The organism is Paenibacillus sp. sgz302190, assembly GCF_059820445.1.
Genome location: NZ_JBZYAO010000011.1, coordinates 166,731 through 187,870, shown reverse-complemented (window position 1 = coordinate 187,870; position 21,140 = coordinate 166,731). Strand labels below are relative to the sequence as shown.

Annotated in this window: 19 protein-coding genes and 1 pseudogene; 2 read left to right on the top strand and 18 right to left on the bottom strand. The window is 54.1% G+C overall.

The genetic code is table 11. The features are described 5' to 3' along the window. Positions 1–12 precede the first annotated feature (12 nt). The 10 genes from AC6RNO_RS14965 to AC6RNO_RS14920 form a co-directional block, all read right to left on the bottom strand. On the bottom strand, positions 13–1,611 hold the full coding sequence (locus AC6RNO_RS14965) for a protein kinase domain-containing protein (RefSeq protein WP_497105895.1): 1,599 nt from the start codon (positions 1,609–1,611) through the stop codon (positions 13–15). 120 nt (positions 1,612–1,731) lie between these two features. Beyond that, positions 1,732–2,769, bottom strand: a complete 1,038-nt coding sequence (locus AC6RNO_RS14960) for an SAM-dependent methyltransferase (protein ID WP_497105894.1) — start codon at positions 2,767–2,769, stop codon at positions 1,732–1,734. 11 nt (positions 2,770–2,780) lie between these two features. Continuing rightward, entirely contained in the window at positions 2,781–3,551 is a 771-nt protein-coding gene (locus AC6RNO_RS14955) for an ABC transporter ATP-binding protein (RefSeq protein ID WP_474681722.1), read from the bottom strand. A gap of 64 nt (positions 3,552–3,615) precedes the next feature. Then, positions 3,616–3,954: a cyclic-phosphate processing receiver domain-containing protein gene (locus AC6RNO_RS14950; protein WP_488438173.1), complete on the bottom strand. Its 339-nt coding sequence runs from the start codon at positions 3,952–3,954 to the stop codon at positions 3,616–3,618. Between the two features lie 33 nt (positions 3,955–3,987). Next, complete coding sequence (locus tag AC6RNO_RS14945) at positions 3,988–4,824, bottom strand: deoxyribonuclease IV (protein WP_497105893.1); 837 nt, start codon at positions 4,822–4,824, stop codon at positions 3,988–3,990. Between the two features lie 15 nt (positions 4,825–4,839). Continuing rightward, positions 4,840–5,652: a bifunctional DNA-formamidopyrimidine glycosylase/DNA-(apurinic or apyrimidinic site) lyase gene (gene mutM / locus AC6RNO_RS14940; protein WP_497105892.1), complete on the bottom strand. Its 813-nt coding sequence runs from the start codon at positions 5,650–5,652 to the stop codon at positions 4,840–4,842. A 97-nt stretch (positions 5,653–5,749) separates the two neighbouring features. Beyond that, positions 5,750–7,183, bottom strand: coding sequence for a ribonuclease H-like domain-containing protein (locus AC6RNO_RS14935; protein ID WP_497105891.1), 1,434 nt, complete (start codon positions 7,181–7,183; stop codon positions 5,750–5,752). Between the two features lie 78 nt (positions 7,184–7,261). Beyond that, a complete protein-coding gene (locus AC6RNO_RS14930) occupies positions 7,262–7,879 on the bottom strand; it encodes a LysE family transporter (RefSeq protein ID WP_497105890.1) in 618 nt (205 codons plus the stop codon). 21 nt (positions 7,880–7,900) lie between these two features. Continuing rightward, positions 7,901–10,147, bottom strand: a complete 2,247-nt coding sequence (locus tag AC6RNO_RS14925; protein WP_474681992.1) for a DEAD/DEAH box helicase — start codon at positions 10,145–10,147, stop codon at positions 7,901–7,903. A 124-nt stretch (positions 10,148–10,271) separates the two neighbouring features. Then, positions 10,272–10,487 carry a hypothetical protein gene (locus AC6RNO_RS14920; protein WP_497105889.1) on the bottom strand — a complete coding sequence of 72 codons (216 nt, stop codon included), beginning with the start codon at positions 10,485–10,487 and terminating at the stop codon, positions 10,272–10,274. A gap of 233 nt (positions 10,488–10,720) precedes the next feature. Here AC6RNO_RS14920 and AC6RNO_RS14915 point away from each other — a divergent pair, with 233 nt between their 5' ends. Further along, entirely contained in the window at positions 10,721–11,323 is a 603-nt protein-coding gene (locus AC6RNO_RS14915) for a nitroreductase family protein (protein WP_474681729.1), read from the top strand. 138 nt (positions 11,324–11,461) lie between these two features. On the opposite strand, the gene AC6RNO_RS14910 is transcribed toward AC6RNO_RS14915, so the two are convergent. The 6 genes and pseudogenes from AC6RNO_RS14910 to AC6RNO_RS14885 all read right to left on the bottom strand — a co-directional run bounded on the left by AC6RNO_RS14910 (position 11,462) and on the right by AC6RNO_RS14885 (position 15,936). After that, on the bottom strand, positions 11,462–12,448 hold the full coding sequence (locus AC6RNO_RS14910) for a metal-dependent hydrolase (RefSeq protein ID WP_497105888.1): 987 nt from the start codon (positions 12,446–12,448) through the stop codon (positions 11,462–11,464). Positions 12,449–12,472: 24 nt separating this feature from the next. Then, entirely contained in the window at positions 12,473–13,441 is a 969-nt protein-coding gene (locus AC6RNO_RS14905; protein ID WP_497105887.1) for an LpxL/LpxP family acyltransferase, read from the bottom strand. 28 nt (positions 13,442–13,469) lie between these two features. Further along, on the bottom strand, positions 13,470–14,240 hold the full coding sequence (locus AC6RNO_RS14900; protein ID WP_497105886.1) for a GNAT family N-acyltransferase: 771 nt from the start codon (positions 14,238–14,240) through the stop codon (positions 13,470–13,472). Between the two features lie 658 nt (positions 14,241–14,898). Beyond that, complete coding sequence (locus tag AC6RNO_RS14895; RefSeq protein WP_497105885.1) at positions 14,899–15,279, bottom strand: LrgB family protein; 381 nt, start codon at positions 15,277–15,279, stop codon at positions 14,899–14,901. Between the two features lie 58 nt (positions 15,280–15,337). Then, a pseudogene (locus tag AC6RNO_RS14890) lies at positions 15,338–15,496 on the bottom strand (LrgB family protein); the annotation flags it as partial. Between the two features lie 95 nt (positions 15,497–15,591). Continuing rightward, entirely contained in the window at positions 15,592–15,936 is a 345-nt protein-coding gene (locus AC6RNO_RS14885; protein ID WP_488438255.1) for a CidA/LrgA family protein, read from the bottom strand. 268 nt (positions 15,937–16,204) lie between these two features. On the opposite strand from AC6RNO_RS14885, the gene tlp reads away from it, so the two are divergent. Continuing rightward, positions 16,205–16,420: a small acid-soluble spore protein Tlp gene (gene tlp, locus AC6RNO_RS14880; protein WP_497105918.1), complete on the top strand. Its 216-nt coding sequence runs from the start codon at positions 16,205–16,207 to the stop codon at positions 16,418–16,420. A 58-nt stretch (positions 16,421–16,478) separates the two neighbouring features. Here tlp and rnz read toward each other — a convergent pair whose 3' ends face one another. Together rnz and metH are read right to left on the bottom strand one after the other, a co-directional pair. Next, the gene (gene rnz, locus AC6RNO_RS14875; RefSeq protein WP_497105884.1) at positions 16,479–17,408 is read right to left on the bottom strand and encodes a ribonuclease Z; all 930 of its coding nucleotides are present in this window, start codon (positions 17,406–17,408) and stop codon (positions 16,479–16,481) included. Positions 17,409–17,603: 195 nt separating this feature from the next. Beyond that, on the bottom strand, positions 17,604–21,047 hold the full coding sequence (gene metH / locus AC6RNO_RS14870) for a methionine synthase (protein WP_497105883.1): 3,444 nt from the start codon (positions 21,045–21,047) through the stop codon (positions 17,604–17,606). Positions 21,048–21,140: the final 93 nt, after the last annotated feature.

The following is a 21,140-nucleotide window of genomic DNA, read 5'->3' as shown; positions in this document are numbered from 1 at the left end:
CCTTGAGGCCGGCTAACCGTGCTTTTTGAACCGTTTGAATATCGATTTGCCGGACTCCTGCGGATTCGGAAACCGGATGTCCGGGACGATCGAGCGAAGCAGCGGAGCCAGCGACTCCTGCAATTGCCGAAGCACACCAGGTTGATCCTGGATGCAATCGCCTTTCCAAACCGCCCGCATCACATCCGCATAGGGCACTTCCGGGATCGTACCGCACGGTTTTTCGGGCAGCGAATCCAGCCATTCTTGATGCATGCGCTCTGAAGACCATTGCCGGTTGGCGATAAACCGCACACGCTTTCCCCGCTTGCGGTACGTTTCCAGCAGCTGCATATGCGCTTTGGTCCGGCTTCGATTCAGCTTGCCGGGCGAGGCGTCCAGCACAACGACAATTTCGTCCGCGCTGTGGCACAGCTCCTGAACGGACGGTTCGCCCCACTCGGCCGACACATCCCAAATGACGATCGGTTTTTTGATCGCATGGAGCAGTTTGAACGTATCGGCCGGATTCCACGTCCCCCTCTTGCTTCCTTCAGGATCGCTCGGCACCCAGGTCGTGCAGCCGCTTGTCCAGGCTCCGTGTGAACCGCTCCGCTGTCCGTCAGCGAGCACTTCGGCGGCAAACACATAGCCCTTCGGCGCTTTGCGGTCGCCGTAAAGCAGCATGTACAAATCCGGCTCGATCGCCGGATGTTCCGCAAGGGCATGCGGGACACCGGCCGCGTTCAAGACCCGCGCGACGGAAACCGCCGCAAACGTCGAGCCTACGCCCGGGTACAAGCCTCCGACGACGATCAGTTTGTCCGCGACCGCTCGTGCGGATGTTTTAGAACTCCTTACGCTCGCACGGTTCGCAGCGCGGTCGATGTCGGAGCAAACCGCCTGCAGCCTGCGTTTAACCTCCATAGCCGACTGGCAGCGCCCATCGGGCCGCTCGTTCAGCAGCAGCTCGACCGTATCCGAAAGCAGCAGCGGCACATCGGACCGCATTTGACTGAGCGGCAGCTGCTTGAGATAAGCATATTGCCCCCCTGAGAGCAAATAGTACATCATCGCGCCAAGCGTAAACAAATCGGAGCGCGCATCCGTCTGCTTGCCGAGAAACTGCTCCGGAGCCGCAAAGCCGATCGTGCCGATCTGCATCGTGTCCGCCTGCTGACCCTGCGTAAAATGCCGGGCGATCCCAAAATCGATCAGCCGCACCTGCTCCTGTTCGCCCAGCATCACATTGGCCGGCTTCAGGTCGCGGTAAATGATCGGTCTCGGCTGAAACGTATGCAAATAATGAAACAAATCGCAAAGCTGCATCGCGATACCGACAACTGCGGTTACAGGCACATGGCGATGCCGCTCCTCGAACCAATGCTGCAAAGTCGGACCCGGCACGTAATCCATCACCAAATAAGCACCGCCATCGTCCGCGGAAAAGTAATCCACAAGCTGCGGGAGCTGCGGATGATGCAGCTGCGCGAGCATTTCGGCCTCCTCCACAAAGGACTCCATGTCGATGCAAGAAGCCAAGCATTCCTTAACCGCCCATTTTTTGCCCTTTAACTTCAAATCTTCCGCCAAATATACGTGTCCCATCCCGCCTTGGCCCAGCAAGGACACAATTCTGTATCTTCCCCCTATGCTTTCTCCAATCGATTTCGGTTTTTGACCTGCGATAATGAAACCGCCCCCTTATCAAGTAACAATCACCTTGATTATAAGAGGGCGGCATGCAAAAATCTACAATTTTTGTAAGTACAGCGTCAATTCTTCCCGGTTATGAAACAGCTGCTTCGCTTTAATGAGATGCAGAGCGGGTTCGAACATGTGCATAAGCTCGCGGATCGTTTGGAACGGCTTCTTGTGCATCAACTTGACGGTAATGATCGCCGTGCCTCCGCTTTGCAGCGCATAAAGCAAATCGGCTACAAGCCGTCCCATCTGGCGCGGGCTCCAGCTCATATCGCAGACGAGCAAATCGAACTCATCGTGGCGCAGCTTGACGTCTCCCGCATTTTTTTTATGAATGGTCAGCATCGGGTTGCCTTGCAAATTAGGGTGCATGCTGGCCGGATCGATCGCCGTCACGCGCAAGCCTCGTTCGAGCAGCAAAGAAGTCCACCCGCCCGGTGCGGCGCCGATATCCAGAGCGGCCCTGGCATAGCTGAAATCAATCCCGAAGCGCTGCTCCGCTTCAAGCAGTTTAAACTTGGCGCGGGAAATTTGATCCTCTTCCTTCAGAAAGCGAATCGCGCCGCCCGACCAATCGGACAAATTGTCCTCAGGCTTCGATATGCCGGCAAACAGCTTGCTTGCACCTACGTAGACGGACACGACCCTGTCCGCTTGTCTGACGACCGGCTCGCATTGCAAACCGCTTGCAAGCACATCGTCTAACGCCGCTTTAACGGCAAAAGGCGCGTAAGGAACGTCTGCCCGCTCCTCTTTTCGCACTTGGACGGCGACCTTCTGTCCGGCCTCTGTTAGCCCGGCGTCGGAAGCTTGTCCCAACCACCGGCGAAGATTGTCCAAATCGGCATCGGAACGGGTCAAATCCCATTCCTGATGGACAGGCTGCACATGGCGAATAAAGATCGGCTCCCGCTCCCCGATCGTCGCCAGCACTTCCTGCCAATCTCCTGCCGTTTCAAATAAAAATACCTCTGTCGGCACCAAAAGCGCGAACTTGGCGGCAGGAAACAACCGGCGAATCTCTTCCTGCGCGTATTGGGCAAACCCGTGATTTGACGTGCCTATAAATTTTGCTGATGTTGTCATAGCCGCATCCTTTATCTATCGGTTACTTTAATCCAGGGCCGCTGGCGGAACCATTCCAGTTCAAGCTTGACCCCGAAAGCCTGGTACAAATGGTCGGGCGTGAGCACATCTTCCTTGCGGCCGGCAGCGATCAGCTTGCCTTGCTCGATCAGGGCCACATGCGTGAACAGCGGAATAATTTCCTCAATATGATGCGTCACGTACACGACGGCGATGTCCTGTTTGCTCAGATCGTTAATATCTTCGAGCAACCGTTCCCTTTCGTACAAATCCAGCCCTGCCGCAGGTTCGTCCATAATGAGAATAGAAGGAGTCATCATCAAAGACCTTGCCAGCATCACTTTCTTGCGCTCACCCTGCGACAGCGTACCCAGCGGCTGGTCGGCCAAATGTGGAATTCGTACGCGTTCCAGCATTTGAAGCGCCCGCTCCTTCACCTCTTGTGGAATATCCTGGTAAAAGCGTAAAAAAGCATATTCGCCTGTAGCGACAACCTCCCAAACCGGGTCGGCCAAGTTCAGCTTTTCAAACAGCGATTGGCTGATGTAACCGATCCGTTTGCGCACTTCCCTGACATCGCATTGGCCATAAACGTTGCCAAGCACTTCCACTCTGCCGCTGCTCGGAAATTCGTAGCCGTTCATCATTTCCAGCAGCGTCGTTTTGCCGGAGCCGTTGCGGCCCAGCAGCACCCAATGCTCGCCTTTGTTCATATGAATGTTGACATCTTGCAAAATATGCCGTTCCTGCCGAATAAAATGAATGTTGGATAAATGAATCATTGCGTGTTTGTTCCTTTCTAACCGTACTCCGAATGTGGTCAGGCCAAATGCCGCGGCGTACTTGTCATGCTTCCAGAGCTATTCTGGCAAGCAGTTCTTCGGGAATTTTGGACGGATGAACCTGCGCGGATTCCGGTTTGGCCATGTACAAAATTTGATACATTCTGGCACCCGCCGACAAGCTCGACGTATGAATATAAATGTGCCGGGGAAATTTCCGGTGCTGAACGATCCAATGAGCAACATCCATCCCCGTTTGCTTGCTTCCCCAGCCCAAGTCATGATCCAACGACAAAATGCCGACTTCGCATTCCTCCAGCAGCATGATGCATTCTTCCGCGTTTTTAGCCAAAGTAAAGCCTTTCGGGCATGGACGCATGTCGTCCAAGTATACGTGAATCAACCGGATTTCCCCCTTTCCGCCGCTCCCGGCAATTTATAATCCGATCCCGGCCAACGCTTTCACATGAGCGATTTCATGACGATGCGTGCCTTCAGCCGAAACAGCGGTTTCAAGCACGACCGGAATGTGCCGGACATATCGGGAGGCGAGAAACTGCCTCATATGGACGTCGCCGATATAGCCCCTGCCGATATTGGCATGGCGGTCCCGCCGGGAACCGAACGGATGAACCGAATCGTTCAAATGCACAGCCCCCAGATGCTGAAAATAGTCCAATTGTTCGCCTTTGGTTTCTACCTCGCGCCAATTGTCTCCCCGCCAAAGCCCGCTGGCAAAAGCGTGGCAAGTATCAAGGCAAAATCCGATTTTCTCCGGCTGGTCGCACAGCCTGCGAACTTGAACCATTTCTTCCAATGTCAGCCCGAGCTGCGCTCCTTCTCCGGCTTGATTTTCCAGAAGGATCAGCGACTTGCCGTGAAATTGCCTAGTGGCGCTATTCAAACATTGTATAATATTTTTGTATCCTTGTAACGGGTCTTTGCCCGGATATTTGCCAAAATGAACCACAAACCCCACGGAGCCGCACGCATCCGTAATTTCCAGTCCGTTGACGAGCAGCCTCACCATCCCTTCGCGGTTCTCCGTCTCGGCGGCAGGATTGAGCGGATACGGGGCATGGCCTATCGATAATAAACCGTGCTCCCGGCTAAATAAAGCGCAAGCTTCCGTGTCCTTGGCATTCGGCGTCTTGGTCGACAGGCTGCGCGGATTCATCGGAAAATATTGAAAAGCGCCGGCTCCAAGCAAAACCGCCGTCTTGGCTGCGCCCAAATAGCCCCCTCTTGTGCTGACGTGCGAACCGACGTGCAACGTTGAACCGCTCCTTCACTTTTGGCAGTTTGGACAATAAAAACATTTGCGTGAGGACAACTGTATGCGGACTAGCGGATAACCGCAGCGGACGCACGGCTCCCCTTCCCGGTCGTATACCCTGCACATGCTGTCAAACTGCCCCGTCAAGCGGTCCCCCGCATACAGCGGAACATCCATATAGCCGCCGAAGCGGATCGCCTCCGAGAGCACGGACAGCATCGACTCAAACAAGCGCGCCAGCTCGTCAGCTGTCAAAGAAGCCGCTTTGCGGGCAGGCAATAAGCCGGCGAAAAAGCAAATTTCGTCGGAATAACAGTTTCCGATACCGGAAAGCACCGATTGATCGGTCAAAGCGACCTTCAAGCTTATGTTTTTTGCGCGTAAAATGCGTTGAAAACGCTCGAGCGTAAACCCCGGGTCCAGCGGTTCAGGCCCCAGCTTGGCGAGCAGCGCCGCTGCTTCTTCGGCACGGCCGTGAAGATGCAGGTATCCGAGGCGCAGCCCAATAAAATATAAGTTCCGGCTGCCGAACGCAATCTCAATCTGGGCGGTCCGGTCGGGCTTCTCCTCTTTCGCGCCGAAAAACATGGAGCCGCCCAGCATCAGATGAAGCAGCAGCACATGGCCGGAATCGAGATGAAAGAGCAGATGCTTGGCCCTGCGCTCGACCCGCCCGATGCGATTCCCGGTCACAACCGACGCGAACAGCTCGGGCTCCACATTGAGCGACTTCGGGCGCTCAACCGTCACACCGGTCATTTCCTTCCCTTGAATGAGCGGCATTAACAGCCGGCGGTACGTTTCCATTTCCGGCAGCTCAGGCATTCTTCCACTTCCTCGCTGTTTTTTACCTTGTATGTCCAAAACAGCGGCAAAGTAAACAGACGTGCCGGCGCGAAGCGGAAGCGGAAGCATCCGCCGGCTAGATCAACCCTTCGCTGGCATAAACCGGCTTTAACCGGCGTGTTTTGCGCGGCTTTCCGCGCGCCGGAGCAGGTTTGCCCGGCGCATCCGGCGCCGCGTGAAGCTGCGCCTTTTGCTGCTTTTCCCGAAGCCGCTTCAGTCTGCGCTCAAGCGCTTCCTCCAACTCCGCGCTTCCCTTGTCGCTGCGTTGCAGCGAACGGCGCCGCCACAGCTTGGCCCATGCCTCTTCCGCGTAGAAGAGCGCCTGGCCGTAATCTTTTGCCTTATGCTCATAAAACATCGCTAGCTCCAGATAAGGCTCCATCCGCAAGGATAGACCGGAGCTTTTCGATGCGATCCAGCGTTTCCAGAGCGCAACCGATCGCTCGTAGGCGCCTTTTTTCTTGTAAAAGGCCGCCAGCAGCAGCATCGCTGACGACCGGTCCGTTTGCCGCTCTGCGGAGGCAGCACGTTCTTCTGCGGGAGCGGCATCTTCCGCCAATCGGGCGAATAGCTCGTCCAGCGCCAGTTCGGCCAGATCGGGCCGGCCCATCTTCTCCAGCCACAGGCCCGTCCTGTAAAGCTCTTCCAGTTCCATGTCATGGGGAAAAGTTCCGCAAGCCGCATGTTCATCGCCTTCGAGATGCCAAGCCGTCCCCCCGAGCAGTTTGCCGAAATGAATCGCAAGCGCCGCCAACGTGACGATGTCGTGCTCATTATGGATAAATACGCCTTGCAGCACGGCCGGATCTTTTTCGGCCAAATATTGAAAATAATAGACAGGCGCCATCGATCCGGGAACATCGTCGACCCGTTCGAAGCCAAGCCGGCTCTCCTCGACTTTGCTGAGCCGGCAGGAGGGCAGCGTATTCCGCCACAGGCTGCGCGAAGGATACAGCAAATCAAGCTGCAGCATGGCGGAATCGTCGTATTTCAGCCTGTTCAGTACGAAGCGGTTGGTCAAAATCGGCCAATCGAACGTGCGGCCGTTGTAAGAAACGATGTGCGTAAAGCGGCCGAACAGCTCCTGCAGGTAGACGAGCATCGCATGCTCTTCCGCAGGGTTTCGAATCAGGAGCTGCTCGACGACGAACAGCTCCTGTTCATAGTAGCCGATGCCGACGAGAAACGGCACGTTCCCCGCGCCGACGCCGAGCCCGGTCGTCTCCGTATCGAAGAAGAGCAGCTCTTCGATACGGAGTTCGGCGCAGGCGGCGCCGTGAAAACAGGATAGCTCCCGCACGCAACCGGCCAGCTCTCGCAGCCGGTACTTGCCGTGGGCGCTGTCCGCGCCGTAAACGCGGCGCCGCATCACAAACGAGCCGGCCGGGCTCGTTTCGACATGGGCGCCGAGCGCCGCCCATTCGTCGCCCGCCTCCGGCGCGGGCGGCGGTGCCGCAGCGGCCGCCTCGGATTTCCGCAGGCGGCCCAGCTTTTCCCGGAGCCCGCTCATCGGGCTCCGCCTTCCGGCAGCGCCGACGCGCGCCCTGCCGCCTTCAACCTCTCGAACGTTAACCGGTACGAGCTCATATCAAGTTCCTCCTTTTAAAAGGGAAACAAAATAAACCGCTGTCCCCCACATTATGATGGCAGAAGCTTTATTTAGCAGCAGAATAAACTTTCCGGATTTATCCAATCTCCCCGCCTGCCTGCCCACCATGGCAAGGGTAAAGAACCAAATCCATGACACCGCTATGCAGGAAAGGGTGAATACTATTTTTTCCATTCCCGTGAAGGATATCGAGCTTGTTCCAATTACACCTACGGTATCCAGGACTGCATGCGGATTTAATAACGAAACCGATGCGGCAAAGGTTATTTGTTTTTTGGGAGACCATGCATGCTCTTGAGCAAGGCTGTCGTTCGGTTTATTTTTCCAAGTGACGAACCCCATATAAGCTAAAAATACGATTCCCGCCAAAAACAAGATCAGTTTGACAGCCGGCACGGCGATGATAATGACGGATATGCCCAAGACAGCCAATGAAATGAGGGCGGTATCGCAAAGCGATGCCGTAATAATGACCGGCAAAGCCCGAATGAATCTCGGTTGAGTCGCACCCTGATTAAAAACGAATACATTTTGAACGCCTAAAGGCAGGATGAGACCGAATGACAGCAAAATGCCTTGAATAGCTGCAGTAAGCACGATGATTTCTCCTATCTCTAATCAGATGCCCCCCAGCAATTCGATGCTTTTTTGTTTCGCGTTTGAGCCTTCTATTTCCGTACCTATACAGGACGGGCATCCGTCTTCGCAGGGGCATCTGCGAATTAAATTTGTTGCTGCGGCTTTGATTTCGTCGAAGCGCCTGTACACATCTTCGGCAAGTCCGATGCCGCCCGGATAGTGGTCATAGATGAAGATCGTGGGCAGTTGCGTATGCTCCGCCCTAATTTGTGAAGCTACGTGAATGTCGCTGCGGTCACACATGACATGGATTGGAACTATATGCCTCAACACATTGGAAATTCCTAACAGCAATTGTTCCAGTGTTTTCACTCCCAAAGCCGGGTCCGCTTTACTTAACTCTATCCAGGTTGCGCTGGTGTGCAGCTCTTCTTCGGGCAGGTTGATCGGGCCGTATCCGATATTTTCAAAACTCGTCAAGCGGATTTTCTTAAATAAAGTCGGCATGGCATTGACTCGAACGTCTCCGTAATGAAGCGATGTCGTTCGCCTGTTTTCCGTCCTGTCAATTTCCAATACCATAAGCTTAACCGCCAGGTTTGCGTCAGTATAATACTCCACGTCGACTTCCCGTACGTAAGCCTTCTTATGCTCCCAGTCCAGCTTCTCAACTTGAAACTGCACCCCTTCGTGCAGATAAATAGCTTCGTCATGCAAAAGGGTCATCGCGCTGAACCTGTCCATTTCTCCAATAATTTTCACATTGGCCGTATCCGACTGGTCGATAATGACTACATTTTCCTGCGCGGCCGAACGCAGACTCACTTCGCTTGCCGGAAAAGACTGATTCGCCCAGAAAAAAGTGTCCCCTGACTGGTGCAGCACCCTTTCCTCAACCAGGTACTCCAATATATCCTCGATCTCCAAAGGGCCGAATTCCTCCCCCTTTTTCAAGGGAAGCTCATAGGCGGCGCAGCGCAAATGATCGACAAGAATGATCAAATTTTCCGGGTTTATTCTTGCCGATTCCGGGGAACGGTCAAAGAAATATTCGGGATTTCGGACAATGTACTGGTCTATGGGCGTGTTGCCGGCTACCATAATGATCAGCGCTTCCCCATGCCGCCTGCCGGCCCGGCCTGCCTGCTGCCATGTGCTGGCTACGCTTCCGGGATACCCCGTCATCACGCAAACCTGCAGCTGTCCGATATCTACGCCCAACTCCAAAGCATTCGTGCTTACTACGCCTAAAATTTCCCCGTTCCTTAATCCCCTTTCAATTTCCCGGCGCTGACTCGGCAAGTAGCCGCCACGATAGCCCCTGATGGATTTGGGGCCGATTTTATTTTTAACCAGTTCCTGTATATGACTTAAAATGATTTCAACCCGCACCCGGCTCCGTGCAAAAATGATCGTCTGAATTTTATTGGATAAAAATTCCATGGCCAATTGGTTTACTTCCGCGGTGGAACTTTTCCGGATGTTCAAGGCCTTATTCACAAGCGGCGGGTTATAGAAAGCGAAATGCTTCCTTCCCCTTGGCGCGCCGTTATCGTCTATGAGCCGCATAGGCTTCCCTGTAAGCTGTTCGGCTAATTGTTTCGGGTTCGCTATAGTGGCGGAAGTACAGATGAACCGGGGATTGCTGCCGTAAAACCGGCAAATTCGCAGCAGTCTGCGTATAACATTCGCTACATGGCTGCCGAACACGCCCCTGTACGTGTGCAGCTCGTCAATGATTATGTATTTCAGATTGCTGAATAAGCTTACCCATTTCGTATGATGGGGAAGTATCGCGGCGTGCAGCATGTCGGGGTTCGTGATGACGATATGCCCGACGCTTCGCACAAGCTGTCTGATCGCCGGGGAGGTGTCGCCGTCATAGGTAAAACTTTTAATGTCGATCCCCATCTCGGCAATGATTTCGTTTAATTCGCTTTTTTGGTCTTGCGCCAGCGCCTTCGTCGGAAACAAGTAAAGCGCCCGGCTGCCGTCGTCTTCGGCAATCGCTTGCAGTACAGGAAGGTTATAGCAAAGCGTTTTGCCTGAAGCTGTCGGGGTGACGGCGACAATATTGTCGCCTTTGCGTACGGTCTCATAAGCCGTGTGTTGGTGGGTGTATAACTGTTCAATCCCTCTTTTGGCCAATGCGGCTCTGATTCTGGGGTCTACGCTTTCAGGCATTACACGGGTCTTTGCTTCCTGCGGCTCGATTTCCTGCCAATTCACTATATTTTCATTACTTTTCAACTCTTGTATGAAATCCGAAAGGATTTTTTTTCGCAACATCTTTATCACCACTCCGCATAGAACGACTGTTCCCCTATTATAAACGTTCCGTACAAAATAAAAAAGCCCCTAGAAAAAGGGCTTCGGCATATGCGTTCGCACATCAATAAATAATTTCGTTCTATAGCAAATCGGACGAATCGTCGTAATCGTACCGGACCCCGTCGCGGACGATGGACGGTCTGCGCTCATCCGGCGCCAAAGCCTGTTTGGCGTTCTCCTGCAGCTTGACCAGAACCTCGCGGTATTCGTTTGCGCGGCTGTCGCCTTCCTCATGCTTGATCGCAGCGCGCAGCGCTCTTTCTATAATCAGAATATCATGACTTGTAAAATCCATAGCAGGCCGCCTCCTTTAATTTGCGCCAGAGTAAAAGCGATACTTGATCGCCGGAATTCGCGCTGCCCCGCGCCGGACTCCCGCCGATTCAATAGGGACGCACATTCCAGCATTGCCTTTTCCCTGTCAAATCATACTATTTTTTGCCGGTTTCCCGCTGCAATAGCGATTATTCGCAATATTGTCACTATTCGGCTACAATAAAAGAATCAAAAAATAGGGAGGAAACTGACATGTCTACGTCTTTGCCGCAAGAAATCGAGGCTCATCGGCAGCCCGATCACGAAATCAATCCGCAATTTCTGACCCGGTGGTCACCGCGGTCTTTTGAGGAACGGGAAGTGCCCGAGGAAGTTTTGCTGAGCCTTTTTGAAGCGGCGCGCTGGGCTCCGTCCGGCGGCAACTTGCAGCCATGGCGCTTTATTGTCGCGAGCGCTCCGGAGGAACGCGCCAAATTCCATGCTTTTATCGTTCCTGCCAACCGGGAATGGTGCGAAAAAGCGCCCGTTCTGGCCGTCGTCATCTCGCATACGAAAACGGCAAGCGGCAACACGAACACGTCCCACGCTTTTGACGCCGGCGCCGCCTGGGGCTATCTCGCTTTGGAGGCCGCGAATCAAGGGCTTGTCACGCATGCCATGGGCGGGTTCGATAAACAGCAAGCTCGCGCTGCCCTGCAGGTGCCTGACGATTACGAGCTGCACGCCGTCATTGCTATCGGTTATCGCGGCCCCACGGAAGCTTTGGCCGACAAATTCCGCGAACGGGAAGTGCCTTCCGGACGCCGCCAACTGGCTGAGCTGCTCTATAACGGCGAATTCGGAACCGCCCGCTAGACCGATGCTGACATACATATGACGCGCTATTGACGCGCTGTGCCAAGAAGCCCCTTTATGCTTACCCGGTGAGCTTGAAGGGGCTTTTGGCTTTAAATGTGCAAACAGCCCTGCCCTCTAGGGGCAAGGCTTGATATTTCACACATATGGCGGGTCCCATGCCTTCTTGTTCCAGCCGAGCGTATGGCTCACGACGTTCATGTCGCGGTCCAGCTTCACGTCCACCCCAAAGGGCAGCTTCCGGTTGTGCCAAAAGCGCACATCACGCCACTGCACCTCGTAGCCGTCCTGCTGCTCTTTCCAGCATACGTGGACGCGCTGCGCGAAGTGCAAAAACGCCCGGACCCCGTCGGTCCCCATCGTCGCCTGCACAATCGGGTGCCGGTCGTCCTGTTTACCGTCCGATTTGCTGTACACTTCTTCGATCTGAACCTCACCGTACACAATGTTGCCAAGGTAAAAGCAATCGTCCCGCTCAAGCACGAATTGCCAGCGGAACCAGTGCAGCCCCGGAATGACATGGCAGACGCCGTCGCTGTTCAGGGCGCTTTTCACCCGTTCCATCAAAACTTTGTGATGCCAATACCGAATGGCGATATATGCAAACGTTGTGCCGTATATCCACGCGAACACAGTCCCCGCGCTCATCCCGTCGAACAAACCGACGAGCCACAGCACCGCGCCGGCCGCATGAATGCCGAACAGAAAAGGTTCGTAAAGGCAAAGGGTGTCAAGGTGGAACCATTTTTTCGAGAACGGCCGCAAACATTGAACGCCGTACACATTGAACAAATCGAGCGCCACATGCAGCAGGACAGCGGCAAACGTCCACAAAAAGAGGCTGGCGACATGATCCCATACGCCGAATATTGCGGCAATCGGCAACCCGAGCGCAAGCGGCCACAGCACCAATGCCGGCAGCGAATGCGTAACCCCCCTGTGAATGCGGACGTAGCTGGAATATCCTTTCAGGCGGGCCACCGTGTCAAAATCGGGGGCATGCGAGCCAATCAGCGTACCCGCCATAATCGCATGAGCGAGCGCCGGTTCATGAGCGACCGCAGGCTCCAGGCAAGCAAGTCCTGCAAGTGTGAGACCAAACAACAAGTGACTTCCCGTATCCATGTAACTCCCACCTGCCCTTTTGTGTTAGCTTGCTCCGGCCGTCATTGAGGGCGAAGCCGCCGCCGTTTGTGTCCCGCTGACGGATTCCTCTTCAAGCCCGTGCCGTTTTGTCAGCCATCGTTCGTCGGCGTTGAACCAGTAAAACCATTCCGAAGGCTGCTTCCGGATGACCTGCTCCATCCAGTCGTTCAACTTCTGATTTGCCTCGGTACGTTGAGACTTGCCGAATTGCTCATGCAGATGGATCGGCTCTTCAAATACGAGCCGGTGCTTGAAAGCACCCTCGCGGTAACCGTAAAACGGCACGAGCGGCACTTTGTTCTCGATCGCCAGCATCGCCGCCCCTTCCGGCGTACGCGTCTCCCTGCCGAAAAACTTGGAAACGGGGAAATTCGGCCGCCAAAAGTCGCCGAGAATAAAGACGACTCCTCCGGCGGCGAGATGTTTTTTCAACGCGCGGTACAGTTCCAACGGCGGCGTGCTATCGTAATCCAGTCCTTCGCAGCCGAGCGATTGAAACCTCAAATACAGCGGAAGCAGCTCCGGACTTCCCGCAGAAGCGATCGTCAGACACCGGTAACGGCGGCTCAAATACCAGTAATAGTAAAAAAAGTTGCCCAAGTGCGGCGTGTATACAAGCAAGCCCGTATCCTTTTTCAAATGTTCCTCGCCCTGCACGGTAAAGCGCTCTGCCCCGGTTTTCTCCAACCTGTACGAGTCCAGCAAAATCTCATACAAAGTAAGTGCAAGGTTGTAAAAATACGTTTTGCTCATGCGGCGGACAGAAGCGCTGTCGGCCAGCGGCCCCAGCATGTCGTCCATATTCCGTTCGATTCGCTGGCGCACGCCTTCCTTGGAAGCGAGTCCATACATCGCCCTTCCGATTAGCCAAAGCATCGCCGCAGTCAGTTTTTCGGGAATGATTCCCAAAACCAGCGCCGCCCGGCGAAGCGCCCGATCGTTCTCCGTCAGCTTGCCTATCCACTCATACACCGCAGCGGTCCCTCCAATGCCGTAAAATTTACGGGTTCAAAAAGTGGCGCTTATATCTTCTCGTCACGCGGTCCTTTTGCAAAATAATAAAGAAATCGACGGTTTGAAACAGTTCGTCGAAAGCCGGCTCCCCGCCGATCTCGGCACCGAGCCATTGATAGCCCTTCATCAGCGGCGGCAGCTTGCGGAACACTTCCTTCTCGTCGCAGCCCGATTCCAGCACCGTTAAACCGGATATTTTGTGCGTTGGCAGCGGCTCAATGCCGAAGCGGTCGGTGATGATTTGCTTTTGCCGCAGCATCGTGTAGATCAGGTTCAAATCTTCAAGGCTGTTCATGCGAACGCTTGCGCAGCCGATCAAGTACGAGTAATTGCGCTCTGTGATATAGGCGGCAATGCCTTCCCAGAGCATTTGAATCGCTTTGCCTCCGCGGTATTCGGGCGCGATACAGCTTCGCCCAAGCTCAAGCGTCTGGGTCTTGAAGGCTTCGAACCGCTGCAAATCGAACTCCGTTTCCGAGTAAAAACCGTCGTGGCGTACGGCGCGGTCCCCCGGAAGCATGCGATACGTGCCGACGACTCTCTCCGAATCCAAATCTTTTACAATTAAATGGTCGCAAAAAGTGTCATACGCATCTTGTTCCAGGCCGTTCTCGTTCATCAAACGCAGGTTTTTCTCTTCTTCTACAAATACCTGGTACCTTAAACGCAAGGCCTGTTCCACGTCCTCTGCGCATGTGGCTAAGCTTACGGAGAGTCTGGCTTGCTGCGGCGCCGTATTCAGCAGCGGTTGATTCATGACGGGCACGCCCTTTCCAAGGGAGAATGATTGCTACTTCAAAAGTATCAAAGGACTATTAAGCCATCATTTTCGCGCTGTTAAGGTTTTGTAATGTTTAGGGGCGTGCACAAAAAAACAGAACCCCGGGGGAGTCCTGCCTTATTACAGCAAAATATTCGCGCCTCCAGCGCTTCAACCAAATCGTGCAGGAATAATCGGCCAAGATGGGCCCGATTCCCACATTGCAGCGAAATACCTGCAGTTTTCAGGCTGACCGGAGGAACCCCATACGCCAGAGCCGAACGCACAATCTGCCTGGTAGCGCGAAGAAAACCTGCAAAAGTGCAGTTTTTGCTCGATTGATGCGCTTGCTGCGAAAAATTCCTGCAATTGTGCAGGCTTTTCGTCGCGAAAATAGGCTCAGATTCAAATTCATCGAAAATTCCTGCACTTTCGCAGGTTTTCTGCGAATGGTCAGCTTGCCCTTGGCTCCCCGCGGTGCGGTGCGGCATGACGGCGGTCGACTATAGCAAATTTTTGTACATATCTCAGAAGAATATCCGCACAGCAATTGCTCGCGCCGGAGCGCATCACTTTAGCGATACAAATCATCGTTCCCGCCAACATCAAATCTCACCGACACCCCCTCGCCCTCTCGAAAAGCTCGTCCCACCGTTTACTTTTGAAGCCACCAATAAACGGGAATGAACAAAAGCGAAGTCAAAATTCCGCACAGCGCCATCGATAGGCCGCTGAAACTCCCTTGGATCTCCGAATCTTTCAGCACTTTCGCCGTTCCGATGCCGTGAGACGCAGTGCCGATCGCGATTCCGACGGAAATATCGTCGCGGATGCGCAGCCAGTGCAGCAGACGCGTTCCAAACATGCTGCCAAACAGGCCTGTCAGCGTCGTCAGCACCGCGGTCAGCTCCGGAATCGCGCCCAAATGCCTGGCGATTTCGATTGCGATCGGCGAGCTGACGGATTTGGGCATCATGCTCAGCACGATGGCGCGGCTGCCGCCCAGCATGCCAACGAATGGCCGCGCTGCAAGCAATGCCCGCGACCGCCCCGGCGAGTACGCTCACCGTAATTCGCGCGAGGTTTTGCCTGATCAGCTTCGCATGTTTATACAGCGGAACTCCCAGTGCCACGGTAGCCGGTCCGAGCAGCAGCGTCAAAAAGTCCGCGCCCCGTTTGTAATCCTCATATGGGATGCGGCATGCGGCCAGCAGCGCAATAATACAAGCGGAACACACGAAAAGCGGATGCATAAACCGCCATTTCCGATGCAGCAGAACGCCAACCGTATAGGCGACGACGCTTACCGTCAGACCGAAAAGCGGGTTTTGGAGCAGGCTTGTTTCCATTACAAGTCCTCCTCTTTCTGCCTGAACCTGGAGGAGACCCAGCCTGTTGCATACAGAACGGCCAGCGTTCCCAGCACGATTCCTCCCGCAATCGGGAGCACATTCGTACCGATCAACGGCAAAAACACGACAACCCCGACAACGAACGGCGTAAAAAAGAGCATCATATGCCTGGTGAGCAGCGCCGCGGCTTCCTCCACCCACTCCAGCTTGATCAGCCCGGCAAAAAGAGCCGCAGTAAAAAGAACGAGCCCGATCACATTGCCGGGAAGCGGAATGTGCAGACTCATTTGCAAAGCATAACCGATAAAATTAAACGCAAGCAGTATTCCAAATCCGATCATGCGGTCTCCAATCCGCTTCGACTTTTTCCCTATCGAGAGTCCTTGCGAGCATTGTTTATTTCAATCACCATAACATAAATCAGTGTGGACATAAAGATAGAAATGAGCCATTCTGCCGGGGAAAGATCCATAATGCCACCTCTTACAGCTTTTTTCCATAGTTTATGTAAAGTATAAGGAAAAATTGCACAACTGCCCGTATATTCTGAACAAAGCCGTGGAATCGTAAAAGAGGATTGGCAAACTTAAGCATAAGGAGTGGAAGATGATGGCTAAACCTGATAACCGCGAGGACAACGAAATTCATTTGCAAAATGCTATCGATCATACGGTTGCCAACCTGCATGAAGCCGAGGACTATCTGGAAGCGCATGCGGATGAAATTTCCGCGGAAGAGAAGCAGGACATCGAGTCCAAAAACGAGCGCCGAAAAGAGAGCATCCAAGGCTTTATCGCGGAAAAACGCGACGAATCGGGCCAATAGCGCAGCACGGCAAAAAGAGCCTCTTCCATGTGTCTCATGGAAGGGGCTCTTTCAAATTCTACGCTTTTTTCGGAATATCAAAGCTCCAAAAGTCTTTTGCAATATGGCTGTTCGGATGAATTTGCCGCGCTTCCTGAAGAAGCAGCCCCGTCTCCTCGCCCTGGTAGCGCGAGCTGATATGCGTCATGATCAGCGCCTTGGCGCCAGCTTCTTCCGCCGTACGGGCTGCGTCCACCGACGTCGCGTGGTCAAACGCATAGGCAAGCTCCTGCTTGTCCATCGCAAATGTCGCTTCATGGACGAGCACGTCGGCTCCCTGCGCCAAATGCAGCGCTCCGCTGCAATAACGCGTATCGCCCAGAATAACGACGATCCGGCCCGGAATAGGCGCTCCCACGAAATCACCGCCATGCAGGACGCGCCCGTCCTCGAGCTGCACGGTTTGGCCTTTCTTGAGCTGGCCGTACAGGGGACCGGCGGGCACGCCAAGCTCCGACAGTTTGTCAAGCATCAGCTTGCCGGGCTGATCCTTTTCAATGACGCGGAAACCGAAGCTTTCCACTCTATGTTCAAGCCGCGCGGTCTCGACAATGAACGAGTCGTCCTCGAAAAGCACGCCCTCTTCCCCGATTTCCACGATCTGCAAAGCATAGCCGAGATGGGCCTCGCTCACGGAAAGCGCGGTTTCGATAAAGTTTTTGAGGCCGTGTGGCCCGTACACCGTCAAGGGCGTATCTCCGCCCAAATATGACCGGCTGGTCAGCATACCGGGAATGCCGTAAATATGGTCGCCGTGAAGGTGCGTAATAAACAGCTTTTCGGTACGCCCCAACTTGACCGGCGAATGCAAAATTTGATGCTGGCTCCCTTCGCCGCAGTCGAACAGCCAGTAAAATCCCCGCTCGTCAAGCAGGTTGAGCGCGATCGAAGTGACATTGCGCTGCTTGGACGGCATCCCTGCCCCAGTGCCTAAAAAATATAACTCCACGAATTAAGCTCCATTCTGCGAAAAAATTAATTTGGATTGGCAAACTTCTTTCCAGAAAATCCTAATGCAATAACGGCCGGAAGTCAAACGCCTGCCAGGAAGCCGCCGCTTTGGAGCCGCGAAAAAAGCGAGACAGCCGCCGAACCGGATTCAGGTTCGAACAAACCGCCTCGCTTAAAATGAGCGAACGTGAGATCAGCTCTTGTCTACGTTAAAGTAGCGCGCCTCCGGATGTGCGAACACGACAGCCGAGACGGAAGCCTCTGGCTCCATCATGAACGATTCGGTCAGCTCGACGCCGATATCTTCCGGACGCAGCAGAGCGAACAGCTTCGCCTGGTCTTCGAGATTCGGACACGCCGGATAGCCGAAGGAGAACCGCTGGCCGATGTACTTCGCGCCAAAACGCTCCTGCATCGTCATTTGCGGCGCGTCGGGAATACCCCACACATCGCGCATGATATGGTGAATCCGCTCGGCAAAACCTTCCGCGACCTCCAAAGCGGTCGCCTGCAGCGCGTGCGATTTCAGGTAGTCCCCTTTGTCCCGCCACTCTTTGGCCAGGTCGTTAATGCCGTGGCCCGCGGTGACGAGGAGGAAGCCGATGTAATCCATCTGTCCGCTCTCCACCGGCTTGAGGTAGTCGGCCAGACAGAGGAACGGCTCGGTATCCTGCCGCGGGAACGTGAACGTTTCGAGCACTTTGCTGTGATCCTGCGGGTCGTATACAATCACATCGTCGCCGCTCGACTGCGCCGGAAAGAACCGGTACATGCCGTGCGTCTTGATGATTCCATCTTTTTGCGCCGCATATAAGATAGAATCGACCGTATCTTTCAACTGCATCGCTTTGGTGTCTTTATTGCCGAGCAGCTGCTCCACCTTGCCTTTAAGCCCGAGGTGATGACCGAGCAGCATCTGCATGTTCACATAAGGCATGACATGGCCGATCGGGTAATCCCGCAGCACATGGCGATCCAGATCAGGCGGCACATGCACCGGAACGTCCCTGGAGACGCCGGACGATTTGACGCGGGTAAGCTTCGGCAGCTGCTCTTCCTTTTTGCCGGACTCCTTGACGTCGGACTCCTTGCTTTCTCTCAGCTCCTGGACGAGACGCTTGCGCTGCTCCGGGTCGCTCAAGCGGTTGGCAATATCGAGCCCATCCATCGCATCCTTCGCATACAACACCAAACCCTCGTATTCCGGGGCAATTCTCGTTTTCGTGAACTTTCGGGTCAGCGCCGCACCCCCGACAAGAATCGGCACATCGACGCCGGCGTTGCGCAAATCCTGCGCGGTAACGACCATCTGCTGCGCCGATTTGACGAGCAGGCCCGACAAGCCGATTGCATCCGGCTTCTCTTTGCGGTACGCCTCAATCAGCTGCTCAGGCGGCACTTTAATGCCCAGATTAACGATCTGGTAGCCGTTGTTCGAGAGAATGATCTCGACCAGATTTTTCCCGATATCATGCACGTCGCCTTTTACCGTAGCCAGAATGATTTTCCCTTTGACGGCGGATTCCGACTTCTCCATGAAAGGCTCCAAAAACGAAACCGACGCTTTCATCACTTCAGCGCTTTGCAGCACCTCGGCAACGATCAGCTCATTGTTGTTGAACAGCCGGCCGACCTGCTCCATGCCTTTCATCAGAGGCCCGTTGATGACTTCAAGCGGCGTGTACGTTTTAAGCGCTTCTTCCAGATCGGGAACGAGCCCTTCCTTCGTGCCTTCGACGACATAAGAGCCAAGACGCTCTTCCAAAGAGAGGTTCGAAATTTTTTCTTTTTTCTCGACTTTCTTCTCGCGGAAATGCGCGACGAACTGTGCAAGCGTCTCATCGTTCGTATTGTAGATCAGTTCTTCTGCGAGCTGGCGCTCGACTTCCGGAATGGACGCGTAGCGTTCCAGCTTCTCCGTATTGACAATCGCGTAATCCAAACCGGCTTTGGTGCAGTGGTACAAATAAACCGAGTTCAGCACCTCGCGCCCCGCATCCGGCAAGCCGAACGAAATGTTGCTGAGGCCGAGAATCGTTTTGCAGGACGGGTATTTTTCCTTGATCATCCGGATACCTTCGATCGTCTCGACGGCTGAACCGATGTATTGCGGATCGCCGGAGCCGATCGGGAACATGTTCGGGTCAAAAATAATGTCTTCCGGATTCATTTCATACTTCCCGGTCAAAAGCTCATAAGACCGCGTAGCCACTTCCATCTTCGCTTCGCGCGAAACCGCCTGTCCGCGCTCGTCGATCAAAATGCAGACAACCGCGGCTCCGTATCTATGGATCAGTGGCAAAATATTTTGGAACTTCGTCTCGCCGTCCTCCAGGTTAATGGAGTTGATAATCGCTTTGCCTTGCGAGTATTTTAAGCCGAGCTCGATAATATGATCGTACGTAGAGTCCAGCATGAGCGGGACTTTTACTTTTTTTACCACTTGCTGCATAAATTGCTCGACGGCGTAAGCTTCGTCGATATCCGTATCCTGCAAGTTGATATCGATGACGTGCGCGCCGTTTTTCACCTGGTTGCGGGCGATTTCCGATCCTTCTTCAAACTTGCCTTCCTTAATAAGTCGTTTGAATTTGCGGGAACCGGAAATGTTCGTGCGTTCGCCGACCATAATCGGACGGTTTTCCGGCTCGATATAGACCGTTTCAATGCCGGATACCGCAGGCGGATGTGTGCCGTAGCTCGTTCTGGGCGCATACTTGCCCAAAGTTTCCGCCAGCGCGCGAATATGATCTGGCGTCGTTCCGCAGCAGCCGCCGGCGATATTGAGCCAGCCTTGTTCGGCAAAGCCGGCCATCTTTTTCGCGAGTGACTCGGGGGATTCGTGATAATGCCCGTTCTCGTCCGGCAGCCCCGCATTCGGATAACAGCTGATCGCCGTTTCCGCAATTTCGGACAGCGTTCGAATATGGTCGCGCATGAACTCCGGCCCGGTCGCACAGTTCAGCCCGATCGAAACCGGCTTCAGATGTTCCAAAGATATATAGAAGGACTCGATGTTTTGTCCGGCCAACGTAGTTCCCATCGGTTCGATCGTTCCTGAAATCATGATCGGCAGCTTGACGCCTAGCGTTTCAAAAGCTCTGCGGATGCCGATGCTTCCGGCTTTCACGTTCAGCGTATCTTGCGATGTTTCGAGGAGCAGCGCATCGACGCCGGCTTCCACCAGCGCAAGCGCCTGCTGGTAGTAACTCTCCTCCAGTGCTTCGAACGTTACGCCGCCGGTGACGGACAATGTTTTGGTCGTCGGTCCCATCGCTCCGATAACGTATCTCGGCCACTCCGGAGTCGAGTATTTATTCGCAGCCTCAATCGCCAGCTTAGCCGCGGCCAAATTGATTTCCCGGTGACGGTCCTGCAAATCGTACTCGGCCAAAACGACGCTGGTCGAACCGAACGTATTCGTTTCTATCATATCGGCGCCCGCCGCAAAGTAAGCTTCATGAATTTTCCGCAAAACGTCGGGGCGCGTGATGGCAAGAATTTCATTACAGCCGTCCAGTTCTTCGCCTCCGAAGTCATCGGGTGTCAAATTCTCCTGTTGAAGCATGGTGCCCATTGCGCCGTCAAGGATCATTATTTTTTTCTTAAGCTGCTCTTGAATCGGTGGTTTGATCATGGCATGACTCCCTCTCAACTTGACCTAAAGCTGAAACAACCCAACTTTATCGATAAATTCGTTAACATTTAGTGTAACAGAATAGCGCTGTTA